General features: G+C 28.1%; 26 protein-coding genes and 1 other annotated feature. Of the genes, 8 read left to right on the plus strand and 18 right to left on the minus strand.

What is annotated here, in order from left to right:
- Nucleotides 1-5: 5 nt before the first annotated feature.
- From dapA to LQE93_RS00650, 3 genes are all read left to right on the plus strand, one after another.
- Nucleotides 6-884 carry a 4-hydroxy-tetrahydrodipicolinate synthase gene (dapA, locus tag LQE93_RS00640; RefSeq protein WP_055265968.1) on the plus strand — a complete coding sequence of 293 codons (879 nt, stop codon included), beginning with the start codon at nt 6-8 and terminating at the stop codon, nt 882-884.
- 11 nt (nt 885-895) lie between these two features.
- A complete protein-coding gene (gene dapB / locus LQE93_RS00645) occupies nt 896-1,648 on the plus strand; it encodes a 4-hydroxy-tetrahydrodipicolinate reductase (protein WP_055265969.1) in 753 nt (250 codons plus the stop codon).
- A 94-nt stretch (nt 1,649-1,742) separates the two neighbouring features.
- Complete coding sequence (locus LQE93_RS00650) at nt 1,743-1,907, plus strand: hypothetical protein (RefSeq protein WP_172675756.1); 165 nt, start codon at nt 1,743-1,745, stop codon at nt 1,905-1,907.
- Between the two features lie 31 nt (nt 1,908-1,938).
- Here the strand turns inward: LQE93_RS00650 and LQE93_RS00655 are convergent, their stop codons facing one another.
- On the minus strand, nt 1,939-2,478 hold the full coding sequence (locus LQE93_RS00655; protein WP_055266002.1) for a cob(I)yrinic acid a,c-diamide adenosyltransferase: 540 nt from the start codon (nt 2,476-2,478) through the stop codon (nt 1,939-1,941).
- 141 nt (nt 2,479-2,619) lie between these two features.
- Between LQE93_RS00655 and dapD the strand changes: the two genes are divergently transcribed.
- Nucleotides 2,620-3,327, plus strand: coding sequence for a 2,3,4,5-tetrahydropyridine-2,6-dicarboxylate N-acetyltransferase (gene dapD, locus LQE93_RS00660; protein WP_055265971.1), 708 nt, complete (start codon nt 2,620-2,622; stop codon nt 3,325-3,327).
- 52 nt (nt 3,328-3,379) lie between these two features.
- Here the strand turns inward: dapD and LQE93_RS00665 are convergent, their stop codons facing one another.
- Together LQE93_RS00665 and LQE93_RS00670 are read right to left on the minus strand one after the other, a co-directional pair.
- A complete protein-coding gene (locus LQE93_RS00665) occupies nt 3,380-4,051 on the minus strand; it encodes a single-stranded DNA-binding protein (protein ID WP_055265973.1) in 672 nt (223 codons plus the stop codon).
- Between the two features lie 113 nt (nt 4,052-4,164).
- The gene (locus LQE93_RS00670) at nt 4,165-4,917 is read right to left on the minus strand and encodes a polysaccharide deacetylase family protein (RefSeq protein WP_055265974.1); all 753 of its coding nucleotides are present in this window, start codon (nt 4,915-4,917) and stop codon (nt 4,165-4,167) included.
- A 121-nt stretch (nt 4,918-5,038) separates the two neighbouring features.
- On the opposite strand from LQE93_RS00670, the gene LQE93_RS00675 reads away from it, so the two are divergent.
- Nucleotides 5,039-5,572, plus strand: a complete 534-nt coding sequence (locus LQE93_RS00675) for a DUF4364 family protein (RefSeq protein ID WP_055265975.1) — start codon at nt 5,039-5,041, stop codon at nt 5,570-5,572.
- Here the strand turns inward: LQE93_RS00675 and LQE93_RS00680 are convergent.
- Nucleotides 5,569-6,444, minus strand: a complete 876-nt coding sequence (locus LQE93_RS00680; RefSeq protein WP_055265976.1) for a YncE family protein — start codon at nt 6,442-6,444, stop codon at nt 5,569-5,571. The two genes, LQE93_RS00675 and LQE93_RS00680, sit on opposite strands and share 4 nt — an antisense overlap.
- A 168-nt stretch (nt 6,445-6,612) precedes the next feature.
- Here LQE93_RS00680 and LQE93_RS00685 point away from each other — a divergent pair, with 168 nt between their 5' ends.
- Nucleotides 6,613-6,858, plus strand: a complete 246-nt coding sequence (locus tag LQE93_RS00685) for a TIGR03905 family TSCPD domain-containing protein (RefSeq protein WP_055265978.1) — start codon at nt 6,613-6,615, stop codon at nt 6,856-6,858.
- 41 nt (nt 6,859-6,899) lie between these two features.
- Here the strand turns inward: LQE93_RS00685 and LQE93_RS00690 are convergent, their stop codons facing one another.
- The 10 genes from LQE93_RS00690 to LQE93_RS16740 all read right to left on the minus strand — a co-directional run bounded on the left by LQE93_RS00690 (nt 6,900) and on the right by LQE93_RS16740 (nt 19,629).
- The gene (locus LQE93_RS00690) at nt 6,900-7,517 is read right to left on the minus strand and encodes a peptidoglycan recognition protein family protein (RefSeq protein ID WP_070205677.1); all 618 of its coding nucleotides are present in this window, start codon (nt 7,515-7,517) and stop codon (nt 6,900-6,902) included.
- Between the two features lie 167 nt (nt 7,518-7,684).
- A complete protein-coding gene (deoD, locus tag LQE93_RS00695) occupies nt 7,685-8,395 on the minus strand; it encodes a purine-nucleoside phosphorylase (protein ID WP_055265979.1) in 711 nt (236 codons plus the stop codon).
- A gap of 73 nt (nt 8,396-8,468) precedes the next feature.
- Complete coding sequence (locus tag LQE93_RS00700; RefSeq protein ID WP_231071628.1) at nt 8,469-9,779, minus strand: bifunctional folylpolyglutamate synthase/dihydrofolate synthase; 1,311 nt, start codon at nt 9,777-9,779, stop codon at nt 8,469-8,471.
- A 148-nt stretch (nt 9,780-9,927) separates the two neighbouring features.
- Nucleotides 9,928-10,143, minus strand: coding sequence for a DUF3892 domain-containing protein (locus tag LQE93_RS00705; RefSeq protein WP_055265983.1), 216 nt, complete (start codon nt 10,141-10,143; stop codon nt 9,928-9,930).
- Nucleotides 10,144-10,186: 43 nt separating this feature from the next.
- Nucleotides 10,187-11,506 (minus strand): MATE family efflux transporter, encoded by a 1,320-nt coding sequence (locus tag LQE93_RS00710; RefSeq protein WP_231071630.1) that lies wholly within the window; start codon nt 11,504-11,506, stop codon nt 10,187-10,189.
- A 57-nt stretch (nt 11,507-11,563) separates the two neighbouring features.
- The gene (locus LQE93_RS00715; protein ID WP_231071632.1) at nt 11,564-14,206 is read right to left on the minus strand and encodes a valine--tRNA ligase; all 2,643 of its coding nucleotides are present in this window, start codon (nt 14,204-14,206) and stop codon (nt 11,564-11,566) included.
- Between the two features lie 118 nt (nt 14,207-14,324).
- Nucleotides 14,325-14,604 (minus strand) — a binding site (T-box leader).
- A 33-nt stretch (nt 14,605-14,637) separates the two neighbouring features.
- Nucleotides 14,638-18,903 carry a 2-hydroxyacyl-CoA dehydratase gene (locus tag LQE93_RS00720; protein WP_231071634.1) on the minus strand — a complete coding sequence of 1,422 codons (4,266 nt, stop codon included), beginning with the start codon at nt 18,901-18,903 and terminating at the stop codon, nt 14,638-14,640.
- Nucleotides 18,904-19,019: 116 nt separating this feature from the next.
- Nucleotides 19,020-19,187, minus strand: a complete 168-nt coding sequence (locus LQE93_RS00725; protein WP_172675757.1) for a hypothetical protein — start codon at nt 19,185-19,187, stop codon at nt 19,020-19,022.
- A gap of 31 nt (nt 19,188-19,218) precedes the next feature.
- A complete protein-coding gene (locus LQE93_RS00730) occupies nt 19,219-19,479 on the minus strand; it encodes a hypothetical protein (RefSeq protein WP_055265992.1) in 261 nt (86 codons plus the stop codon).
- Nucleotides 19,480-19,497: 18 nt separating this feature from the next.
- Complete coding sequence (locus tag LQE93_RS16740; RefSeq protein WP_269144303.1) at nt 19,498-19,629, minus strand: CPC_1213 family protein; 132 nt, start codon at nt 19,627-19,629, stop codon at nt 19,498-19,500.
- A gap of 212 nt (nt 19,630-19,841) precedes the next feature.
- Here LQE93_RS16740 and LQE93_RS00735 point away from each other — a divergent pair, with 212 nt between their 5' ends.
- Nucleotides 19,842-20,393: a hypothetical protein gene (locus LQE93_RS00735; RefSeq protein ID WP_186839551.1), complete on the plus strand. Its 552-nt coding sequence runs from the start codon at nt 19,842-19,844 to the stop codon at nt 20,391-20,393.
- 66 nt (nt 20,394-20,459) lie between these two features.
- Here LQE93_RS00735 and LQE93_RS00740 read toward each other — a convergent pair whose 3' ends face one another.
- The gene (locus LQE93_RS00740) at nt 20,460-21,407 is read right to left on the minus strand and encodes a carbohydrate kinase family protein (RefSeq protein WP_055268095.1); all 948 of its coding nucleotides are present in this window, start codon (nt 21,405-21,407) and stop codon (nt 20,460-20,462) included.
- Between the two features lie 300 nt (nt 21,408-21,707).
- On the opposite strand from LQE93_RS00740, the gene LQE93_RS00745 reads away from it, so the two are divergent.
- Nucleotides 21,708-22,061 carry a tetratricopeptide repeat protein gene (locus LQE93_RS00745; RefSeq protein ID WP_055268097.1) on the plus strand — a complete coding sequence of 118 codons (354 nt, stop codon included), beginning with the start codon at nt 21,708-21,710 and terminating at the stop codon, nt 22,059-22,061.
- 13 nt (nt 22,062-22,074) lie between these two features.
- On the opposite strand, the gene LQE93_RS00750 is transcribed toward LQE93_RS00745, so the two are convergent.
- The 3 genes from LQE93_RS00750 to LQE93_RS00760 are packed head-to-tail and all read right to left on the minus strand — an operon-like array spanning nt 22,075 to nt 25,047.
- Nucleotides 22,075-23,139, minus strand: a complete 1,065-nt coding sequence (locus tag LQE93_RS00750) for a transglutaminase-like domain-containing protein (protein ID WP_055268099.1) — start codon at nt 23,137-23,139, stop codon at nt 22,075-22,077.
- A 17-nt stretch (nt 23,140-23,156) separates the two neighbouring features.
- Nucleotides 23,157-23,792: a recombination regulator RecX gene (recX, locus tag LQE93_RS00755; protein ID WP_231071635.1), complete on the minus strand. Its 636-nt coding sequence runs from the start codon at nt 23,790-23,792 to the stop codon at nt 23,157-23,159.
- 13 nt (nt 23,793-23,805) lie between these two features.
- Nucleotides 23,806-25,047 carry a M16 family metallopeptidase gene (locus LQE93_RS00760; protein ID WP_231071636.1) on the minus strand — a complete coding sequence of 414 codons (1,242 nt, stop codon included), beginning with the start codon at nt 25,045-25,047 and terminating at the stop codon, nt 23,806-23,808.
- Between the last annotated feature and the right edge of the window lie 151 nt (nt 25,048-25,198).

Genomic DNA, 25,198 nt, shown 5'->3' on the forward strand with positions numbered 1-25,198 from the left:
ATATTATGTCAATTTTTAAAGGTTCTGGAGTTGCAATAGTTACTCCTTTTAATGATTCTGGAGTTAATTATAATAAACTTGAAGAATTGCTTGAATGGCATATCTCTGAAGGAACTGATGCTATAATAATCTGTGGTACAACTGGTGAAGCTACAACTATGACAGAAGAAGAAAGGAAAAATACAATTAAATTCACAGTAGATGTAGTAAAAAATAGAATACCAGTTATTGCTGGTACAGGTACTAACGATACTACTAAATCCATTAACATGAGCAAATATGCAGAAAGTGTTGGTGTTGATGGCCTACTTATCATTACACCATACTATAATAAAACTAATAATAAAGGTCTTATAAAGCATTTTGAAGCAATTAACAATTCTGTAAACACTCCAATTATTGCATATAATGTTCCTAGTAGAACAGGGTTGAATATTACTCCTGACCAACTTCTAATGTTATCTACTTTAAATAATGTAATTGCTATAAAAGAAGCTAGCGGTAATATTAGTCAAATTGCTAAAATGAAAGCACTTTGTGGTGATTCAATTGATATTTATTCTGGAAATGACGATCAAATAATTCCTATAATGTCATTAGGTGGCCTTGGTGTTATATCAGTGGCTGCTAATATAGTTCCTAAAGTAATTCATAATATTGCATCAGAATTTTTAAATGGAAATTATGATGAAGCTTTAAAACTACAACTAGGCTATTTAGAGCTTTGTAATATGCTGTTTATAGAAACCAATCCTATTCCTGTTAAAACAGCTCTTAACTTATTATCAAAAAATGTTGGAAATTTAAGACTTCCACTTTATGAAATGGATGATACAAATAAAATTAAATTATTTAAAACCTTAGAAAATTATAATTTAATTTAAGGGGTGTTTTTATGATTCAAATTCTTTTAAATGGATGTTGTGGAAAAATGGGAAAAGTTATAACAGATGTTATAAGTCAATTTCCAGACTTAAATATTATAGCCGGTGTTGATAAATATCCTTGTGATACTCAATTTCCTGTTTTTACTTCCTTATCAAATATAAATACCACCTATGATGTATTATTAGATTTTTCTAGACCAACAGCTCTAGAAAGCTTAATATTATTAAGCGAAAAAACAAAAAAGCCATTAATATTATGTACTACTGGATATAGCTCTAGTGACTTAGATTTGATAAAAGAAAAAGCTGATATTATTCCTATTTTTAAATCAGCTAATATGTCTTACGGTATTAATCTAATAAATATACTTTTAAAGAAAATTACTCCCCTCTTATACTATAATTATGATATTGAAATAATAGAAAAGCATCACAACCAAAAAGTAGACTCTCCTAGTGGAACAGCTTTATTACTAGCTAATACAATATCTAACTCTATAGACACTAAAACTAATTTTGTTTATGGACGCTACGGTAAAAATAAACGTAAAAAAGAAGAAATAGCTCTACATGCAATAAGAGGTGGTTCAATAGTGGGTGATCACGAAATAATCTTTGCTGGAACCGGCGAAGTAATTGAATTAACCCATAAAGCTATTTCAAGGGAAGTATTTGCTATTGGAGCTTTAAAAGCTTGTGAGTATATGAGTAAAATTACATCTCCTGGATTATATGATATGGAAAGTATGCTTAATTTTTAATTAAAGGCCTAAACTAATGTTTATCATCTTTATTAATAATATTTATAGCATATAGACATACTATAATTGTAAAACAATTTATAGGAGGTTTAATATGCCAAAAGATAGTCAACCCGATAATAAATACGCTAGAATGGAAAAATGTAATTATCAAACTCCAATAACCGAAGAAGGTCATAATCATAACCCTAATAGAAAGCATAAATCAGTAAAGAGAGAAGGTGTATCTAGCGAGCACTATAATCCTGCAGGAAATTAAAAAGAAGAGTTTTAAAACTCTTCTTTTTAATTTAAAATTCTATTCCTTTACGAGCTGGAACACCCTTATTAAAGTAATGTTTTATATCTTTCATTTCTGTTATCAAATCACTTTTATCTGCTATAGATTTAGGTACATTTCTACCTGTTAAAACAATTTCCATATTCTCTGGCTTGTTTTCAATTAATTTTACCACATCATCCTCTTTAATATATCCTCCGTTAACAGATGCCATAACTTCATCTAAAATTAACATATCACACAGATCTTCTTTTACTACCTTCTTTGCAAAATCGAATCCCTCTGTTATTTCTTTCTTTAACTCTTCTTTTTGCTCATCAGTAAGATTCCAAGTAAAATCTTTTTCTTTTTCAAATCTATAAACTTTAAAATTTTCTCCTAAATTATTTAAAACATTTAGTTCTCCAGTAATACCACTTTTTAAAAACTGTATCATAATAACTTTTAATCCGTTACCATATGCTCTTATTCCTAAGCCTATAGATGCTGTAGTTTTACCTTTCCCATTTCCTGTGTATACCTGAACTAATCCTTTTTCTAGCTTCATAATAATCACTCCTCTTAAAAATTTTATTACAAACTTATACTTTAGTAAATAATTTTCATTTAATCATATTCTTATTATTTCTTTATTATAATTATAATAATTACGATTAATTTATTTAATCTAAATCTTGAAAGGAAGGATATTATGAGTTATAACTTTAATGATCATGATGAGATTGTCAAATATATAAAAAACATAAAAAAATCTACACCAATAAAAGCTTATATAAATGGTTCTCTAAATGATATTAACGATAAAAATATAGAGTGGTATGGCTCTAATAACTTTTATATATTATTCGGTGAATTTGAATACATATCAAAGTTTATAATTGATAACAAAGAGAATATTAACTATTATCGTCTAGAAGCTGATAGAAAAAATTCTGCTATTCCACTATTAGATATCATTTCAATAAATGCCAGAATTGAACCTGGAGCTATAATTAGGGAGGGTGTTAAGATAGGTAAAAGCTCGATTATAATGATGGGAGCAATAATTAATATCGGAGCAGAAATAGGTGATTATACCATGGTTGATATGAATGCAGTTATTGGCGCTAGGGGGAAAATTGGTAAGAGAGTTCATATAGGAGCTGGTGCTATAATCGCCGGAGTATTAGAACCTCCAAGCCAAGAACCTTGCATTATAGATGATGATGTTCTTATAGGTGCAAATGCAGTTATACTAGAAGGTATCAAAATAGGTCAAGGTTCTGTTGTAGCCGCAGGTTCTGTTGTTACAAAAAATGTTCCATCTGGAGTTGTTGTTGCAGGGACACCCGCTAAAATAATAAAAAATGTAGATGCTAAAACTAAAAGCAAAACTAAATTTATAGATGATTTACGTTAATATTTTATAATATAAAAAAGGAGCTTATTAGCTCCTTTTTTATATAAATGAATTATACAGCACCTTCTTCAGATGGAGAAGTAGTAGTATTATTATTTTCTGTTTCTTCTGTAACTCTTTCCATCTTAGATATAGATACTTCATATGCAATCTTCTTGATTACTTCATTATCATTTACCTTTTTTTGATATTCTCTACTTTGAAGTCTACCCCATACCCTTATATTATCTCCAACTTCAAGTGTTTGACAAAATCTTGAGTTTCTTCCCCAAGCTATAGTTGGAATATAATCTGATTTATTATATGCTCTATTTACAGCCAATAAAACATCTGCGATTTCTCTTCCAAACGGAGTTTTTCTGTAAACAGGTTCTTTACATATATATCCATCTAAGAATATTTCATTTGGATTTTTACTTCTTTCTATACATGGCTCTATGTTTCTAGCAAACACAGTTAATATCAGTTTATTAGAACCATCAACAAACTTATTATAAGATCTTAATTGTCCTAAAACTATTATTTCATTTCCTACAGATATATTCATATTACTTATAAGCCTTTCGGATATTGTAATATTTAATAAGTCTACAGAATCACTTAACCTTGGCACCTCCATGTAAAAAGTATAGAATCCCTCTCCATACATTTCATGACTGAATTCTAATTCACTTACAATTTTTCCTTCAAGATAAATCTTGTTATTTAACATCAAATTATCCATCGTTACCCCTCTCTCCCTTAGTAATTAGTTTGATTTTTTATTGCTTTTACCCCACAAGGATTTATTTCCATTATAATACAATATTATCTTCAATTTCAATATATTTCTAATATTTATTTTTTATGTTGCTCTCCATTTTCATCTATATAGTACTCATCATAATCTGTAAGCTCTCCAACTGTAACAAATTCATATCCTTCTTCTTGGAGTTTAGGAATTATTCTATCTAAATTACTTGGAGTATACTTTGCATTATTATGAAATAGCATTATTGATCCAGCGCTTACATTTTTCATAACTCTTTCATATTCAATATCTTTACCTGATTGCTTCCAGTCAACCGAATCACAATTCCACTGTATACATTTATATCCATTTTCTAAAACAAATTGTAATGCTTTATCATTATAATCTCCACTTGGAAATCTAAATAGCGTAGGCTTGACCCCGATAGTTTCGTATATAATATTATCTGTCTTTGTTAATTCCTCTAACATTCTAGTCTCATCAATTTTTGAAAAACTTGGATGAACATAACTATGATTTCCTATTTCATGTCCCATCTCATTAATCTTTATTAGCTTTTCTTTATTCCCTTCTGGATAAATAATCCACTTGCCCATTACAAAAAATGTCGCTTTTACATTATATTTATTTAGTACATCTAATATGTCATACAGATATTCATTTTCAGCCCAATTAACATCAAAGGTTAATGCCACTTGCTTTTTATCTGTATTCACTTTAAAAATAGGCTTCTTATCAAGATTACCATTAACTAACATAGATTTTGCTCCTATAATAGATGTAACCATAGTTCCAATAATCAAAAATATAGCTATTATAATCTTTCTTTTTCTAAACATATCACTCCTCCTTTGTCCATAATAATTTATATTCTTTATTTATAATATTAATGCCTATATTATTCCACAATTCTAAATTTATGTTATAATAAAATAGACCCTTATATAATGGAGGTTTAGTATGTACGAAAATTCAGCAGAATTAGCAGAAAATAAATTATTAGTTTTATATGTTATAAAATCATTAAAGCATCCAATATCAAATACTCAGTTAACTGAAATAATTTTAGAAAATAATTTTATTAATTATTTTACTTTACAGCAATATATAACTGAGCTATTATCTTCTGAGTTTCTAAAATATATAGAAAAAAATGATAAAAAGCTTTTAACGATTACTACTAAAGGTGAAAAGGTGCTTTCGTTCTTCACGCAACGAATTTCACCAATAAAAAGAGATATAATTGATAATTATATCTCCTCAGTAATTGATAATATAAAAAAGGAATTAACTATTTATAGCGATTATACTATAGAAAATAGCGATTCTTTTATTGTTAATCTTAAAGCTCTCGAAGATGAGATGCTATTAATCGACTTGAAGGTGTCTGTTCCAACAAAATCTCAAGCTAAAGCATTATGCAGCAAATGGAAAGATAATCCTTCAGATATTTATACTAGAATTATGCAAAGTTTATTTTCTGATGAAGATTAAAACAAAGTCATGGCATTGGGTTCAGACTCGATTGCTATGACTTTATTTATTTTGTTATTTTCTATAACATATATCTTTCCTTTTAAGTAATCTGAAACAAATATTTTATTTTCATGAGTAATCATTCCTTTAGGCATTCCTCCAACATATATACTTTCTTGAAGAATCATGTTGCCCTTATTTATTACGCTTATTGTTCCATCAGTAAAATTTGATACATATATGTTTTCCTCCCCCTCTATAACATCCATAGGGGAACTACCTACAGTAATTCTCTTTATACTTTTTAATGTTTTAGCTGAAATCACATCTAAAAAACCACTTTTATCATGACCTAAGTAACTTTCACATACATACAAAAATTCTTTATCTTTAGATAACAATACCTTTGTAGGATACTCATTAGCATCTATCTTTTTTATAACATTATTATTATCCATATTAATAACTGTAATATCATTACTTTCAAAATTTGCTATGAATGCTATTCCTTTTTCAATATCAGCTTCTACGCTATAAGGCCAGCTTCCTGTAGCAATTTCATATAATGCTTTATCCTCTAGAATATCATATACTACTACTGAATTTGATTCCCCACAAATAGTATAAACTTTCTTTTTATATACTATTAAATCATTAGGCGATGGTCCTATTTTTGCATTTTTTATCTCTTTAAGATATTTTTTATCAAAAAATGATATTGAGTCACTGTAACTATTAGTAGTTATAAACCCATCATCATAGACCTCGATTCCATTAGGTCCTATAGGTTTCTCACCTAAATTAAATGTTATCTTTTCTAAATGCAAATCATTTAAAATAATTCTTGAAAGGGAATCTGCTCCTGTGTTACAAACTAATATAGAGTTCACCCTTATTTCACCTCCTTTAGGTTGAAACCTCTTGTACTTTTAATATATGCATCTTTATAAAACTTGGCACATTTTTTCAATATTACATAATTTTATTTTGATTCTTTCTTTTTATTGTATAAGGATTTATAATATTATTGTTATTACTTATTATGGGGAGGCATTTAAATGTATATTTACAAGACTTCTGGTGTTTGTTCAACAGAAATACATATTGATGTAAAAGATGATAAAATTGAAAATGTTAATTTCGTAAGAGGTTGTGCTGGAAATTTACTTGGTATTTCTTCACTAGTTAAAGGTATGAATGTTAACGATGCAATTGATAAATTACAAGGAATTCAATGTGGTTCTAAAGGAACTTCTTGCCCTGATCAATTAGCTAAAGCTTTATTATCAATGAAAAATGCTTAATATACAAAAAGAGTTGCTTTAAAACGACTCTTTTTTCTTTATTACTTAATACTTTTAAGCTCTTTTATAATATCATTTTTAATTTCTTCTAATGGAAAATTCTTTCCTGGACAAAGAGTATTTCCTAACTCTTTATGAGGAAGAATATCCTTTATATTATATTTTAAACATATATATATTGAAAGCTTCTTTAACGCTTCTATTTGTTCATCTGTTAAATACTCTTCTTCGAAGTTTCCCTCTAAGCAAACACCTATAGATTTCTTATTATATCCTTTCACATGAGATCCTTCAGCCTCATCCTCTCTTCCCTTGTAAATAGTTCCATCTTTCCTTATATAATAATGATATCCAATTCCCTTCCAACCTTTATTTTTATGTAATTTATCTATATCTTCTGGAGATATGTTCTTTATTGCTGTATGATGATAAACCAATATTGTAGGTTCATTATCAATATCTAATTCTTCCGCCCATTCATATCTTAAATACTGTATATCTAAATCCTTATACATACTCTCAATTTCTTCTGTTTTAATATTAACATTGTATATATCTTTATAGCTCCATCCAACAGCTTTTAAAATTTTAGGTTTAAATAAAAATATTATACAAGCAATCACTATTATATATGTTATATATTTTAATCCATTTTTCATAAAAACACCTCTTCATATTATATCTATTATAATTTTCACATGAAGAGAACCGTTATATTTTAACCTATAAAATAATCTTTTCTAGTACAATCACCTAAATTAATTACTTTTATTTTATAATTTGTAAATAAAAAAAGAAAAGATTAAAAATCTTTTCCTTTAAAATACTATTTTATTAATTCTAAAGCAATTTCCATCATATCTGTGAAAGTATTTTGTCTTTCTTCTGGTGAAGTTTCTTCTCCTTTAAAAATATGATCTGAAATTGTTAGTATAGATAGAGCTTCTACTCCATATTTTGCAGCAAGTGTATAAAGCTCTGCAGTTTCCATTTCAACTGCTAATACACCATATTCTGCCCAAGTCTTTAATGAAAAATGATTTGTATCATCATAAAATAAATCACTTGATAAAACATTTCCTACCTTTACATTTGCATTCTTTGCTTTTGCTATATTATAAGCTTCATATAATAATTGAAAATTAGCACTTGGTGCATAATCTAAACCATTAAATCTTCTTTTGTTAATTCCAGAATTTGTTGATGCACTTTGAGCAAGTACTATATCTCTTACATTCACATTATCGTTACAAGATCCAGCTGAACCTATTCTTATTAATCTCTTAGCACCATAAAATTGTATTAATTCATTTACATAAATAGAATGTGAAGGTAATCCCATTCCTGTACCTTGAACTGATACTCTTTTACCTTTATATGTTCCTGTATAACCATACATTCCTCTAACTTCATTATAACAAACTACATCTTCTAAAAAATTTTCAGCTATAAATTTCGCTCTTAAAGGATCTCCTGGTAGCAATACTGTTTCTGCTATAGAACCTTCTTTAGCCATAATATGTAAATGTTTTGACATATTTATTCCTCCTAACAACTCATGTATTATACATAGTATATTACATACTAATATAATAGTAAATACAGGCTTTTTATTTTTTATTAATATATTTTCTAGTAATTAATTTTCGCATATCACCAATCATATACAATGATCCACTTGCAATTATTAAATCATTTTCTTTTGCATCTTTTAAAGCATTATTAAATGCTTCTTCATAATCTTCATATGCTTTACAATTTTCATTATACTTTATAATTTCATCTCTTAAGTCTTGAGCTAATTCAGCTCTTATAGAGTGTGGAGTTACAGCATAAACCTTTTTAGCTAATGGTGTAATCTCTTTAACCATCATCTCTACATCTTTATCAGCTAAAATACCTAAAATCAAATATACATCTTTATAATTGAAGTATTTTTGTATATTATTTTTTAAAGTAGTTATTCCTTGAATATTATGTGCTCCATCAATAACTATTAAGGGATTATTACTTAATACTTCTAATCTTCCCTTCCACATTACTTCTCTTACACTATTCTCAATCGCTTTATTATTTAAATGTATAAATCCTTGTTTCTCTACAACTTCCATAACCTTTATAGCCAAAGCTAAGTTATATATTTGATGCTCTCCTAATAAAGGTAATTCTAATATATACTCTTTTTCGCCTTTTATCTTTACTTTTTGAAATGTTTTATCACCTTTAACAATATCTAATAATTCGGCATCATTAAAATTAACTATATATAACTTTGAATTTTCTTTTTCGCATTTCTTAATAACTACATCCATAACTTCTTCCTGTTGAGGAAATACTATAGTAGGAATATTTCTTTTTATTATCCCACATTTTTCTCCAGCAATTTCTCTTAGATTATTTCCTAATAAATTAGTATGATCAAAGCTAATAGATGTAATTACTGATACTATAGGGATAATTACATTAGTTGAATCTAATCTTCCACCTAATCCAACTTCAACTACTCCAAAATCTATCTTCTCTCTTTCAAAATAAAGAAGCATTAAAACAGTAATCATTTCAAATTCAGTTGGGTGACCATATCCTTCCTCTTTAACCTTATCTATATAGGGCTTAATATAAGTCACCAGTTCCGCTAAAACATCTTTAGGAATATTTTCTCCATTTATTTGAATTCTCTCTTCAAACTCTTCCAGAAAAGGTGAAGTATACATACCAACTTTATATCCTAATCCATTTAGCATTTTTGTTATCATTGCTGTGGTAGACCCTTTACCATTAGTGCCTGCAACATGTATTAATTTCAAATTATCTTGTGGATTTCCTAAAAGTTCTAATAATCTAAAAGTTCTCTCTAGTCCATAATTCGACCCAAAATTTCCAACTTCAGTTATGTATTTCATTGCTTCATTATAATTCATCTTTTTACCTCTTTGCTTTAAAATCTAATGTATATTTACTCCCATTATTTAGACATAATTATAAATAAAAACTTTTAAAATATCAAATTTTACACAATAAAAAGATACCATTAAAATATTAATGGTATCTATGATTAATATTTATATTTTATAATGAAGATAGGTTATTTCCTTCATTTCCATCTGGCTTAGTTCTTAGGTACTCCTCACCTTTTCTTGAATGAGCAATTATAACTCCTTCAATCTCGCCATTTTTTGCTCTATTAACACCATCTGCTTTTTCAAGCTTTTCTCCACTATCTAATATATAATGAGTTATTTCTCCACTACTATCTTTTATAGTGTCTGTAATTCTTTGTGCCATAAAACATCACCTCTTAGTAATATTTTAAGCTAGTACAGATATTTTATACGTATTTTTCTTTAAAAGTTCTATTACTTATATATATAGCTACAATGAAAGTAATTAATTCTGTTATCGGTACACTAAGCCATATTCCACTTACTCCTAAAAAACATGGTAATACAAATATTAATATTCCTACAACTATTAACCCACGTAATGATGAAATAATTATTGCTACTTTTGGCATCTCTATAGCTTGAAAGTATCCAGCTAATACCATGTTCGCTCCCATTATTATAAATGCTGTAAAGTACATTCTAATGGCAACAACTGCAATTTGTTTTATCTCTTCAGTTGGAGTTACAAATACTTTAATCAATTCTTCTGGGAATAAAAACCCTAAAATAGTAGCCGTTAATCCAAATATAATAGCAACATAGAATGCTATCTTTCTAAACTTCATAGCTCTTTTATATTTTTTAGCTCCTATATTTACACTCACTATAGGCTGTATTGTCTGACAAATTCCATTACTTATAGAAATAAAAATTATAGCTGTGTTAGATATTATGCTATATGCTGTTACGCCAGTCTCTCCTATAAATTTCAATAGTTGAAAATTAAATAAGTATATTATTACTCCTGTAGACATTTCTATAAAGAAACTTGGAATTCCATTGCTAATTATTCTAGATAAATATTTATATCTAAAGCATCTATAATTTAGTCTCAAAGTATTTTTTTTAGATAAAAAATGTGTTAACAATATCCCCATACTTATAGTATATGAAAGAACTGTTGCAAGTCCTGCACCATACATTCCCATATTCAGAGGAAATACAAATATATAATCTAATATAATATTTATTAATCCACCAGTAATTGTAGCTATCATAGCAAGCTTTGGATTCTTATCTATTCTCACAAATCCTTGAAGTGTAGACCCTATTGTAAAAGGAACAAAACCTAAAGCAACTATTTTCATATATTCTTCTATCAAACTAATAGTTATATCAGTAGCTCCTAGCATTAGGGCTATATCATCCATAAAAAATTTACCCACAACTAGAAAAAGTGCTGCTGAAGCTATAGATATATATACTGATAAACTAAATATATCTATGGCCTTATCATTATGCCCCCTTCCTCTTTCTATTCCTAAAACAGTAGAACCACCTACTCCTATTAAATATCCAACTCCAAAGACTAAAGAGTATATTGGTAACACTATATTCAAAGCTGCAAGTCCGTCACCACCTACTCCTTGTCCAATAAAAATCGTATCAAATAGAATATATATAGATGTAACTAATGCAGCTCCTACCGTTGGAAAGAAATATTTTAAAAATAATTTTTTTACATCATCCTTTACTAAATCCATGATTCCCCCTAATTTTCTATATAAAAGACTGCCCCTTACGAGACAGTCTCAATACTACTATTTAAATGCTTCAATTCTTACTAAAACTGCATCAAGCATTTCTTGATACTTAGCCATCTTAGCTTTTTCACCTTCAACTACTGCTTCAGGAGCTTTTGCAACAAATCCTTGATTAGAAAGTTTCTTTTCTATTCTAGTTATTTCACCTTCTAATTTAGTCTTTTCTTTGCCTAATCTTTCAACTTCCTTATCCTTATCTACTAAGTCAAGAAGTGGCATAAATAACTCTCCACCTTTAACTACTAAAGATACTGCATTTTCTGGAACAAGAGCTTTATCAGCTATAAATTCTACTTCTGAAGCTGAACCTAATTTTTCAATATATGGTATACCTGCTGTGAATGCGTCCTTAGCTTCATTAGAAATATAGCAAATAACCTTAGCCTTTCTTGATGGTGGTACATTCATTTCAGCTCTTAAGTTTCTTAATCCCTTAATAGATTCTATGATATAATCCATATCTTTTACTGCTTTTGCATCTACTAAACTTTCATTACATTCAGGCCAATTAGATATTGCTATAGATTCACCATTAGTTAAAGTAGTATATATCTCTTCAGTTATATATGGCATTGCTGGGTGTAATAATTGTAAACCTGTAGTTAATACAGTATACAATACGTTGTAAGCTACTCCCTTTGCTTTTTCATTATCACTAAAGAATACTGGTTTTACAAGTTCTATATACCAATCACAGAATTCAGTCCACATGAAATCATAAACCTTTTGGTTTGCTATACCAAGTTCATATTTTTCTAAGTTTTCTGTAACTTCTTTAACTACAGTATTCATTCTTGAAAGAATCCACTTATCAGCTAAGCTGTATTCTGTACAATCAGCATATTTATTCATTAATTCAGTATCAAGGTTCATCATAACAAATCTTGATGCATTCCAAATTTTATTAGCAAAGTTTCTTGCTGATTCAACTTTTTCTGGAATATATCTTATATCATTTCCTGGTGAACTTCCTGTTACTAACATAAATCTTAAAGCATCTGCTCCAAATTCCTCAATTACTTCTAGTGGGTCAACACCATTTCCTAAAGATTTACTCATTTTTATACCATTCGCATCTCTTATAATACCGTGCATTAACACTGTATCAAATGGAGTCTTATCCATGTTGTATAATCCTGAGAATATCATTCTAGCAACCCAGAAGAATATTATATCATAGCCAGTAACTAATACATTTCCTGGATAGAAGTAACCTAAATCTGGTGTCTTTTCAGGCCAACCTAATGTTGAGAAAGGCCATAATGCAGATGAGAACCAAGTATCTAATACATCTTCATCTTGTCTTAAGTTTTCTGATGAACATTTTGAACATTTAGTTGGTGCATCAACTTCTACCATCATATGTCCGCAATCGTTACAGTAGAATACAGGTATTCTGTGTCCCCACCATAATTGTCTTGAAATACACCAGTCTTGAATATTTTCCATCCAGTTGAAGTATATTTTTTCAAATCTTTCTGGAACAATTTTAGTTTTTCCTTCTTTAACAACTTCTATAGCTGGTTTTGCTAAAGATTCCATCTTTACATACCATTGTTGAGATATTATCGGTTCAACAACAGTTCCACATCTATCATGTGTACCAACATTATGAGTGTGAGGTTTTATCTTAACTAAAAGTCCTTGCTCATCTAAGTCTTTAATCATTTGTTTTCTAGCTTCATATCTATCTAAACCTTGATATTTTCCACCTAATTCATTAATTACTCCGTGGTCATCCATAACTCTAATTTGTGGTAAGTTATGTCTTTGCCCAACTTGGAAGTCGTTTGGATCATGGGCTGGAGTTATCTTAACTGCACCAGTTCCAAACTCAATATCAACATAATCATCTCCGATTATTGGAATTTCTCTATCTGTTAGAGGTAATTTTAAAGTCTTACCAATAAGATGTTTAAATCTTTCATCATTTGGATTAACAGCAACTGCAGTATCTCCAAGTAATGTTTCTGGTCTTGTCGTAGCTATTTCTAAGTATCCAGAACCATCAGATAAAGGATAATTTATATGCCAGAAGCTACCTTCTTTTTCTTCATAAACTATTTCTGCATCAGATAAAGCAGTTGTACATTTTGGACACCAGTTTGTTATTCTGTTTCCTTGATATATTAATCCATCATTATATAACTTAACGAAAACTGTTCTAACAGCTTTATTTAGATTCTCATCCATAGTAAATGCTTCTCTAGTAAAGTCACAAGAAACACCTAATTTCTTAAGCTGTCCTCTAATAGTTCCCTTATACTCTTCAGCCCATTTCCAAACTTCTTCTAAGAAAGCTTCTCTTCCCATTTCCTTTTTAACTTTACCTTCTTTTAAAAGTTCATTTTCAACCTTTACTTCTGTAGCTATAGAAGCATGGTCTGTTCCTGGAAGCCATAATGTGCAGTATCCTTGCATTCTCTTAAATCTTATAAGCATATCTTGCATAGTATTGTCTAATGCATGCCCTAAGTGAAGCTTACCAGTTATATTTGGTGGTGGCATCATTATTGTGAATGGCTTTTTAGTTTTATCAACGACAGGAGTGAAATATTTCTTTTCTTCCCATGTTTTATAGATTCTTTCTTCAAATTCTTTTGGATTATACGTTGTAGATAAATTCTTTTTCTCTTCCATAAATAAAACCTCCTGAATAAGTTTCTTATATATTTAAAGTTCTTATATAAAGACTACTTTATAAAGACTACTTTACAAAAATTAACTTTACATAAAAATAAAAAAGAGCCTTAGTCCAAAAAAGGACGAAGACTCGCGGTACCACCTTTATTCCTGAGTGACACTCTAAATTTTAATTTAGATAATGGAACTTACATCTACTAAATATGAATAGATATTTCCTTTTTAAATCTCAGGCTCTTAATTTAATAACGACTAGATTAGCCGTCTTAACTTACTATAATTTCAGCTAAGAAACTCAAAAGCTACCTTCAGAATATTTCATATAGAAGGCTTACAGCCAAGGCCTTCCTCTCTTAATACTTCCTATTCTTACTCCTCTTTTTCACAGTTTTTATATATTAATTTTACTTTATACTATGATATTTTTTTTATTTTGTCAATATATTATCTACAATTTCTTTATTACTAACTCTATCACATTCTAAATTTTTCTTTGCAACTGATAACATTAATTTTATCCTATTAACTTGATTAACGTTAGATGCTCCTGGATCATAATCTATTGCTACAATATTAGAATTCGGATATCGTTCTCTTAGTATCTTTATCATCCCTTTTCCTGTCACATGGTTAGGTAAGCATGCAAAAGGTTGTACACAAGCTATATTATTAACTCCGCTTTTTATAAGCTCTATCATTTCCCCAGTTAAAAACCAACCTTCACCAGTCTGATTTCCTATAGATAAAATTGGCTGTGCCAATTTAGCTAATTCAGCTATATGCTTTGGTGAATCAAACCTTTTACTTTTTGCAAGTTCTTCTATCATAACTTTTCTGTAACTCTCTAAATAGCTTATAACTATATTCCCTATATTCTTACTTATTTTACTCTTTCCTAAATACTCAGCTTTATATCCTGAATCATATGCACAATACATAAAGAAATCTAACAAATCTGGAACAACAGCTTCTGCTCCTTCACTTTCTAGAATATTAACTATATCATTATTAGCCGTTGGATGATATTTTACTAATATTTCACCTACTACACCTACTCTTGGCTTTTTAATATCATTTAATTCTAAATTATCAAAATCTTTTATTATTTCTTTTATATTTTTATTAAAGATACCTCTATTACCATTTTCAAGATTTTCTTTTACTTTTTCATTCCAGAATTCATACAATCTCTCAGCATCACCTTTATTTTTCTCATAAGGTCTTGTTCTGTATAAAACTCTCATAAATAAATCTCCATAAACTAAAGCCATTATAGCTCTACTTATAAATTTAAGTGTTATTTTAAAACCAGGTTGTTCACCCATACCTAACGCATTAAGTGAAATTACAGGAACATTTTCAAATCCTGCATCTTTAAGAGCCATCTTTAAAAAACCAATATAATTTGTAGCTCTACAGCCTCCCCCTGTTTGAGTTATTAATACTGAAGTATTATTTACATCATACTTTCCTGACTTTAAAGCATTTATGATTTGACCAACTACTATTATTGATGGATAACAAGCATCATTATTTACATACTTCAACCCTTCATCAATAGATTTAATATCCATAGCTGGTAATACTTTTACATTATATCCACATTCTTTCACTGCTTTTTCTAATAAATCAAAATGTATAGGCGACATTTGAGGTGATAATATAGTATGTTTCTTTCTCATTTCCTTTACAAATATAGGTGGTTTATATTCTATTTTCTCTTCTATCGGTTTATAATTTAATCTTTCCCTTTCCTTTATAGCAGCATATAGAGATCTAATTCTTATCCTAGCTGCACCTAAATTATTTCCTTCATCTATTTTTAAAGCTGTATATATTTTTCCTTTTGAAATAATCAAATCTGATACCTGATCTGTTGTTACTGCATCTAAGCCACATCCAAATGAATTTAATTGTATTATTTCTAAATATGGATTCTTAGATATAAATGATGCTGCTCTATAAAGTCTCGAATGATACATCCATTGATCTACAACTCTTAAAGGATCATCTAGTTTGCCCAAGTGAGATATACTATCTTCTGTTAATACTGCCATACCATAAGATGTAATTATTTCTGGTATACCGTGATTTATTTCAGGATCAATATGATATGGTCTTCCACATAAAACTATCCCTTTTTTGTTATTTACCTTTAAATATTCTAAAACCTCTTCTCCTTTTTTCTCTATATCTCTTTTACATTCTAATCTCTCAACTGCAGCTTTTTTTATTGCCTCCTTAGCCTCATCTAAAGATATGTTATAATCTTTAAATTCTTCAACAATTCTTTTAGCTAAAACTTTATAATTGTCCAAAGATAAAAATGGTTCTATAAGCTTAACATTTCTCTCTTTTAATTCATCAATATTTGTTCGTATAACCTCTGGATAAGATGTTACTATAGGACAATTATAATGATTAGTCGCATCTTTAAATTCCTTTTTTTCATAAGGAATACAAGGATAGAAAATCGTCTTTATCCCTCTATTGATAAGGTTCATTATATGTCCATGACTTATCTTAGCAGGATAACAAGCTGACTCTGATGGTATAGTTTCTATACCTAACTCATATATCTTTTTGCTAGAAGCATCTGAAAGTATTACTCTAAACCCTAAATTTGTTAACATAGTAAACCAAAATGGATAATTTTCATAAATATTTAGCACTCTCGGAATACCAATAACACCCCTTTTAGCTTCCTTTATTGGTAATGGTTTATAACTAAATATTCTCTTGTATTTATACTTATATAGATTGGGAATTTCTTCATTTTTATTTTTAATTATACCAAGTGCTTTTTCACACCTATTACCTGAAATAAATTCTTCTCCATTTGAAAATTTATTTATTGTTAGTAAACAATTATTCCCGCATCTACCACATCTTGAAAAATCAGTTTCTATCTGAAATTTCTTAATTTCTTCACTAGATAGAATACTTGATTTTCTTCCTTCTATATATCTCTCCTTTGCAATTATCGCACATCCAAAAGCTCCCATTATGCCTGCTATGTCTGGTCTAATAACCTCTTTACCTGAAATAATCTCAAAACTTCTAAGCACTGCATCATTATAAAAAGTTCCACCTTGAACTATTATTTTATCTCCCATATCATTTTCATTTCTCATTTTTATAACTTTAAATAGAGCATTTTTTATTACAGAGTAGGACAATCCTGCTGATATATCTGAAACTTCAGCCCCTTCTTTTTGAGCTTGTTTTACTCTTGAGTTCATAAACACTGTACATCTTGATCCCAAATCAACTGGTGCTTTCGAAAATAATCCTTCTTTTGCAAATTCTTTAACATCCATGCCAAGAGACTTAGCAAAACCTTCAATAAATGAACCACAGCCTGAAGAGCAAGCTTCGTTTAAAAGAATACTATCTATAGTCCCATTTTTTATCCCCATAGATTTCATATCTTGTCCACCTATATCTAGAATAAAATTTACTTCCGGTAAGAAATAACTAGCAGCTTTATAGTGAGCCATAGTTTCAATTTCACCTATATCTATATGTAAAGCTGCTTTTATTAGATCCTCTCCATAACCAGTAACCGTAGAATTAACAATCTCAACGTCTTTTGGAATTATTTTATACATATCATTTAAAATTTTAATTACTTTTTTTAATGGATCTCCGTCATTACCTTCATAAAAAGAATATATTAGCTCATTCTTATCATTTATTAATGCAACTTTGGTAGTAGTTGATCCAGCATCAATACCTAAATAAGCTTTCCCTTTATAACTTAATAAGTCGCCTCTTTTTACAATAGCTTTATTATGCCTTTCTTTAAACACTCTATATTCTTCTTCATCTCTAAATAAAGGTGTCAATCTTTTAACATCACTTTCTTTAATTGCTAAAATCCCTTTGAAACTCTCAACTAAATCTTTCAAAGAAACTTGTTTATTTTCATCACTTAATAATGCGGCTCCTATAGCTACAAACAATTCTGCATTTTCAGGAGTAATAGTTTGTTCTTTAGTTAGTCTTAACGTTTCTACAAATCTATTTCTAAGTTCAGATAGAAAGTTTAGTGGCCCTCCCAAAAATGCCACATTTCCTCTTATAGGCTTTCCACAAGCTAATCCACTAATTGTTTGATTCACAACAGCCTGAAAAATTGATGCAGCAATATCTTCTTTATGTGCGCCTTGATTTATAAGTGGTTGAATATCTGTTTTAGCAAATACACCACATCTAGATGCAATTGGATAAATTACTTTAAAAGATTTTGCATATTCATTTAATCCTTGAGCATCTGTATTCAATAAAACAGCCATCTGATCTATAAATGCACCAGTACCACCAGCACAACTTCCATTCATTCTTTGTTCTAAGCCACCATTAAAATACGTTATCTTTGCATCTTCTCCACCAAGCTCTATAACTACATCTGTTTCAGGAATCATGACTTCAACTGTCTTAGAGCAGGCAATAACCTCTTGTATAAAATCTAAATTAAGCCATTTAGAAACTGATAACCCTCCTGATCCAGTAACAACAATTGAACAATCAATATTTCCTAAAGCTTCGTATGCATTTTTAACTAAATCCACTATACTTATTCTTATATCTGAAAAATGTCTTTGATATTTACTATAAATAATTTCATTTTTATTATCTAAAACAACCAACTTTACTGTTGTAGATCCTACATCAATTCCTATTCTATACATAATTCTACCTCTCTTCCTATCAATTATTTATATATCTGAAATATACGTTACATATATTAATAATATTATTATTATAAAAAAAAGATGACATACTTAATTGTATGTCATCACTAAATTTAATCATTCATCCATTCATAAGTTTTATAACTCTTTTTATTATGTGCATGAGCACCTATTTTTTCTCCATTTTCAATCCCTACTTCTGAATTACCTGTAGGATCAATTTTTCTAAGTTCATTTTTTGATTTAGATCTATCTTTCATTCTATTTTTATTATTATCCATAAACATACCTCATAAAATAATTTTTTATTTATTAATAATTAAACTTGCTTTTAATAGCATTAAATACAGGTCTAAAATCTTCTTCATTTTCATCAAATAATTTAGTTAATTCTTCTTTAGCTTTAATATACTTTTCATCATTAATATCATTATTAACTATTTTAGATGAATCTTTGTGGAATTTCATAAATATTATCGGATGTTTTTTTGCAAAAGCTTCCATCTCATCTATATGACGTTCGGGCTTAGTTGCACTTTTTAACCATTTAAAAACATAATCATATTTATCCATATTCACACTTCCTTTTATTTATATTTTAAAGTCAGTCGGATCATATGGTTTAGCTTTTGGTTCACCAAAACATGCTTTTACGCTCTCCACTTGTGGATTATGACTTATATTTTTCTTTTGTTTTTTAGTTTTTTTCATTTGATTTCCCATGTAAATATCACCTCATCTATATCTTGTACATCTTCTCTTTTCTTATCCTATTAGAAAATTTCCATTTGTTTTATAATATTCATAAAGATGATGCTTCTCTCATTGCTTCCATGTTATAAAATTCTATAATCATCTTATTTTTTAACTCTACTATATTGCTAAATATCATCTTATCTGACTATAATAAACTTATTAATTATATGGAGGTAATAATGAATAATTTATATCCGATATCTAAAGAAAATTTTAAAAAACTTATAAACATTCGATTTAATAATATAAGTGATGGTTTAGATAATTTCAGCAATGGAATATTAGAATGCAATGATAAATTACTTTCTTTTACAGAGAAAGAAAATAGATTTTTAAAATTTTTTAAAGATACTTTATTATTAAACTCTGGTCATATTATTATAGACTTCTACCTTAAAAATCTTAATGGTGAAGAAATATTACATTTACTAGAAGCCCTTGATCATAATAATAAAATAATTTTACTACAAGAACTAAAAAATCTTAAAGATGATTCTGTTTACTTTACTCTAGACAATGATAATTTAATGGACTTTATAACAATTTTAAATACTCGTGCATTATTTTTCTGCACAATATATTTAAATACTTTTCCTTTTACAATTTGGGGAAATTACGATTTAAAATTTCCTGTTTTCTTTTCCGATATTAACACTTTAAATATTTATAAAAATTTAGCTGAAAAAAATGGTCTTTCAATAAATTCAATAAACATAAAAAGGAAGGTATAGTTTAAACTTTACCTTCCTTTTTAACGTATCTTATAAAATTATTATACAAACATATTACAATAATTTTTATTCTACCCAATTAATTTTATTTATGTATTCTTCAACATATTCATGACTCATATGAGGATTTATAGTTTCCTCATGAGTAATTGTTACTATAGACATGGCTATAGCATACTTAAGAGTATCTATAGTTGAAAACTTGTTCATATAGCCATAACCTAATCCTGCAACAAATGAATCTCCTGCTCCTGTAACATTCTTTACATCAACTTTGTCACCACATGCAAGTCTACCTTCTTCATTTTTTGTTAAATAATATATTCCATCAGCATCTAAGCTTATAAATACATTTTCAACTCCTTGATCTAGAAAATACCTTGCTGCCCTTTTTAAATCATCATCAGTATCAATTTTAAAACCACATAAAGCCTCAGCCTCAAATCTATTAGGTTTTACCGTGTGGAAATACTTTACTAAATGACCAATTTTTTTCGCTTTATTTGCTGAAACAGGGTCTAATACAAATTTAGTCTTTCCTTTATACTTTTTAAGCATGTACTCTAACAGCATAGGATTATCTGAATCTACAACAGTATATTCAGCATTTTCGAATATCTCAGCCTTAGAATCTACAAAAGCTTCATCCATTTTATTTAAGCTTTCCATATCTACTATGGCTGATTCCATCTCACCTTCAGTGTTTAAAATCGCCATATAAGTTGGAGTGCATCCATCTTTTAAAACTAATGAATTATCCATTCTATAACCAATTCTTTTAGAATGTTCTAATATGCTTCTTCCATTACTATCATCACCTACAATAGAAATAAATTCTGTATTTACTCCTACTCTTGCTAAATTCTCAGCTATATTTCTACATACCCCACCTAAGGATACTTTAATGCATCCTGGAATTGAATCTTTAGGACTATATTCCTTTTTTCCAAATCCGATTATATCTACTATTGATGCTCCTACTACTAAAATATACTTATCATTTCCTATCATCATATCTCTCCTGCTACATTTTCTCCGATTTTGAGTGATAAATATATTATATTAAAGAGACTAAAAAAAATAAAGGAAAAAATAAAATTTTGTCGATATTTTTAGTTCAACTTCTCTTTTTGTTGTATTTATTGGCTTTTTATGAATTTTTACACTTTCTTTTTAAGAAACTAACAATATTAATTAAATAAAATAGTAATAATCTTGAAAATAAATATTATTAATAATATATCTTATGTGAATAATAACCATCTATAATGCCAATAATTATAATAATGGTATATATATGTACAGGAGGTCCATATGGATTATTTTAGTGAAGCGAATAAACTTTATAATTTAAAAGAATATAATAAGGCAATAGATTTATATAAAAAATCTATTGAAACTAAAGAAAATACAGCTTGTGCTTATTATAATGCTGGCGTATGCTTTATAAAACTAAAAAATTTTAACGCTGCTATAGATATGATAAAAAACGCACTTTCTATTCAAAAAGAAAGCAAATACTTCTTTAATTTAGCATACTGTTATGCTATGAAAGAAGATACTAATAAAGCTTTAATATACTTTAACAGAGCATGGTCTTTAGATAGTACAGATAAGGATTGTGAAAAAGCAATTAATTTAATTATGGCTAATAAAAAAGCGCTTTAATATTAAAGCGCTTTTACCATTCTCCTGCTATCATTTCTTTTATATGATCGTCATAGAAATTACTATTATCAAAATAATTTCCTGCCATATAAAATGTTGGATCTATAGGCACCCATCGTTCTTCTTTTTCTAAATATACTTCATTCCATGCATGAGGTCCATATTGTGTTCCATCATATGCACTACCAGTAACTAATCTAACTTTCAAATCAACAGCCCTTGCCATAGCAACATAAAGGCATGCATAGTCAAAACATATACCTTTCCTTGTTATCCAAGCTTCTGTTGCTCCACTATTCCCACTACTTTCATTATTTAAAGTTTTATATGCTTTATCAAAGTCATATTCTATATTACTTCCTATCCATACATATAAGCTTTTTGCTTTTTCTAAATCACTTTCTTTATACTTAGTAATTTCAATAGCCTTATTATTTATTTCATTATTTGACTTAACACCATCTTCTAAAGTTACACCATTATAATAAATTAGCACATTAGAAGTAGGTATATACTTATTTTCATCACTATATATTATTTTTGAATTACTACTATTAAAGTTTTGACTTATAGTATCATAAATCATACTATATCCACTAATATTCGAAAAAATATTTATAGGAAAATTTCTACCAATTGTCACATTAAATATTACAATACCTATAAACATTATCAATGTAACAATAATTCCTTTTATTCCACCTAATATGCCTGATATAAATATCGAAATTTTTTTTTGTGATATTTTATATAGGTATAATAATTTAACTACAAACTTTAAAAGTGTATAAATTATAAAATGAACAATAAAATATATCAAAACCAATAAAAGAATCCTAATCAGCTCATTCCTAATAGTATAAAAAGCAAAATAATTAGAACTTATTTTAATTATATCCGCTAAAATAGTATTCAAATTACTATTAATTATTAAAAATGATAGTAAAATTGATAAATAATATAATGTTCTATTTATAGGATATTTAATATTTTTATGTGTATTTAGTAGATTTATACTTTCTTTAATTCCAAATAAAATAAAAGCAAAGCATATGGTGTATGCTATAAGTTCCTCCATAAAGAATACTCCTTTAATTAATACTCATCCTTTTTTATAACCTCTTTCATAACATCAGATGCTAGGTCATAATTGTATCCTTTGCTTATAAGAAATCTGTATAATTTTTGTGATAGTTTATATTGATCACTTTCTCTTCTCTTTAACTCATTATATTTCTTTTGTGCTAAAATTATTGCTCCATTTTTAGAATCCTCATCATCTATTTTAGAAAGCTCTTCAATTATTAATTCATCAGAGATTCCTTTTCTTTTAAGATTATACTTAATCTTATTTTTGCCTTGGCTCTTTAATTTGTCTTTCACATACATTTTAACGTAGTTTCTATCATTTATAAGATTATATTCTCTTAAAAATTCTATCGTTCTATTTATAGATTCTTTACTATATTCTTTTGTAATCAACTTATTAAATATTTCTTTTTCAGTTTTGTAGCTTCTTTCAACTATTTTAAGAGCGGAGCTTTTACATTTCATAAATTCATCTTCTCTTGCTAATCTTGTAAGCTTCTCAACATCAATAACTTGTTTAGGAGCCAAGTTTTCTTTATATACTATTTCTGCACTTAATGAAAATGCAAATTCATCATCTATATATATATTAACTCTCTCTCTATTACGCTTACCAATCTCTATTTTAGTTATTATATTCATTATTATTGCCACCTTATGAAGACTTTAGTATATGAATAGTAGGATTATTTAATACTTTATTTGCCACATCATAAATTTTATCCTTAGTTATATTATTTAAACTATCCATATCATCTAAAAATTCAAATATATCCTCACCCTCAACTCTTTGAGTTAAAATATAGCTACATAATTCCACTGGATCCTCTAATGTTGACACTACAGCAGTTTTATGAACCTTTTTCATTATATTTAAATCTTTTTCACCAATCTCAATTTTGCCCATTTTTATTCCAGCTAAAGTCTCATCAATAGCTTCTATTGCACTATCTATATCTTCTTCATCTACAGCTGTATATATATACAATGTTTTCACATGTTTGGTTACATCAAGATGCGAGTATATATCATAAGCTAACCCTCTATTCTCTCTTATCTCTCTAAATAATAAAGAATTTGAACTTTCTCCTAATCTATGATTTAAAATTCTTAATGGTAATTCATATTCTTTATCTAAATCATAAAATGTATAAAGATATATAATAGTATTTAATTCAATATTCTCTTTTACAGTAACTTCTTTAGTATTTATATTTTTTTCGTCTTTAACTTTTAATGACTTTACTTCTCCGCTATTCCAACTTCCAAATTGATCTTGTATCATTTTAAGAGCCTCTTCATGTTCATATGATGATACTATTGTAATAACAGAATTATTAGCTACATAATGTTTTTTATAAAAAGTATATAAATCTTCATGATTAAATCTTTTTACATTTTTCTCCATTCCAGCAACATCATATCTAAGAGGGCCTTTTTTAAATGCTACTTCATTAGCTCTCTTAAAACTTAAATCTTCAACACTATCTTTACTTGTTCTAATTTCTGCTAATATTACTCCTCTTTCCTTTTCAATTTCTTCTTGAAGGAATATTGATGAAGTAACCATATCTGCTAAAATCTCTATACCATTTTTCAACTCTTCCTCTAAACAACTTATAGAGTAAACAGTAGAAGTAAAATCAGTATATGCATTATACTCTCCCCCTAAAGCTTCTAACTCATCATTTAATAGTTGAAAGCTTCTTTTATTTGTTCCTTTAAAAAGCATATGTTCAATAAAGTGAGAAATTCCTTTTTCACTTACTTTCTCATATAGTGCTCCAACTTTTATCCCTATATTTACAGATGATATCTGTGTATCTTTTTTTATTGTTAATATCTCTAACCCATTAGGTAATAGATGTTTTTTCACGTCAAAATTCAGCTTAATCATTCTCTATTGCCTCTCCCATCTCCAATTAATGTTCTAGTATAATACTATAATATGTTTAATAATTAATTACAATAATAATAATAACATAGTTTATAATTATATTACTTTAGTCTATAATTATATTTAATAAAAAACTTTACAAGGAGTATAT

The sequence above is a fragment of the Clostridium sp. NSJ-145 genome, from assembly GCF_021044725.1.
GTDB lineage: Bacteria > Bacillota > Clostridia > Clostridiales > Clostridiaceae > Clostridium > Clostridium disporicum_B.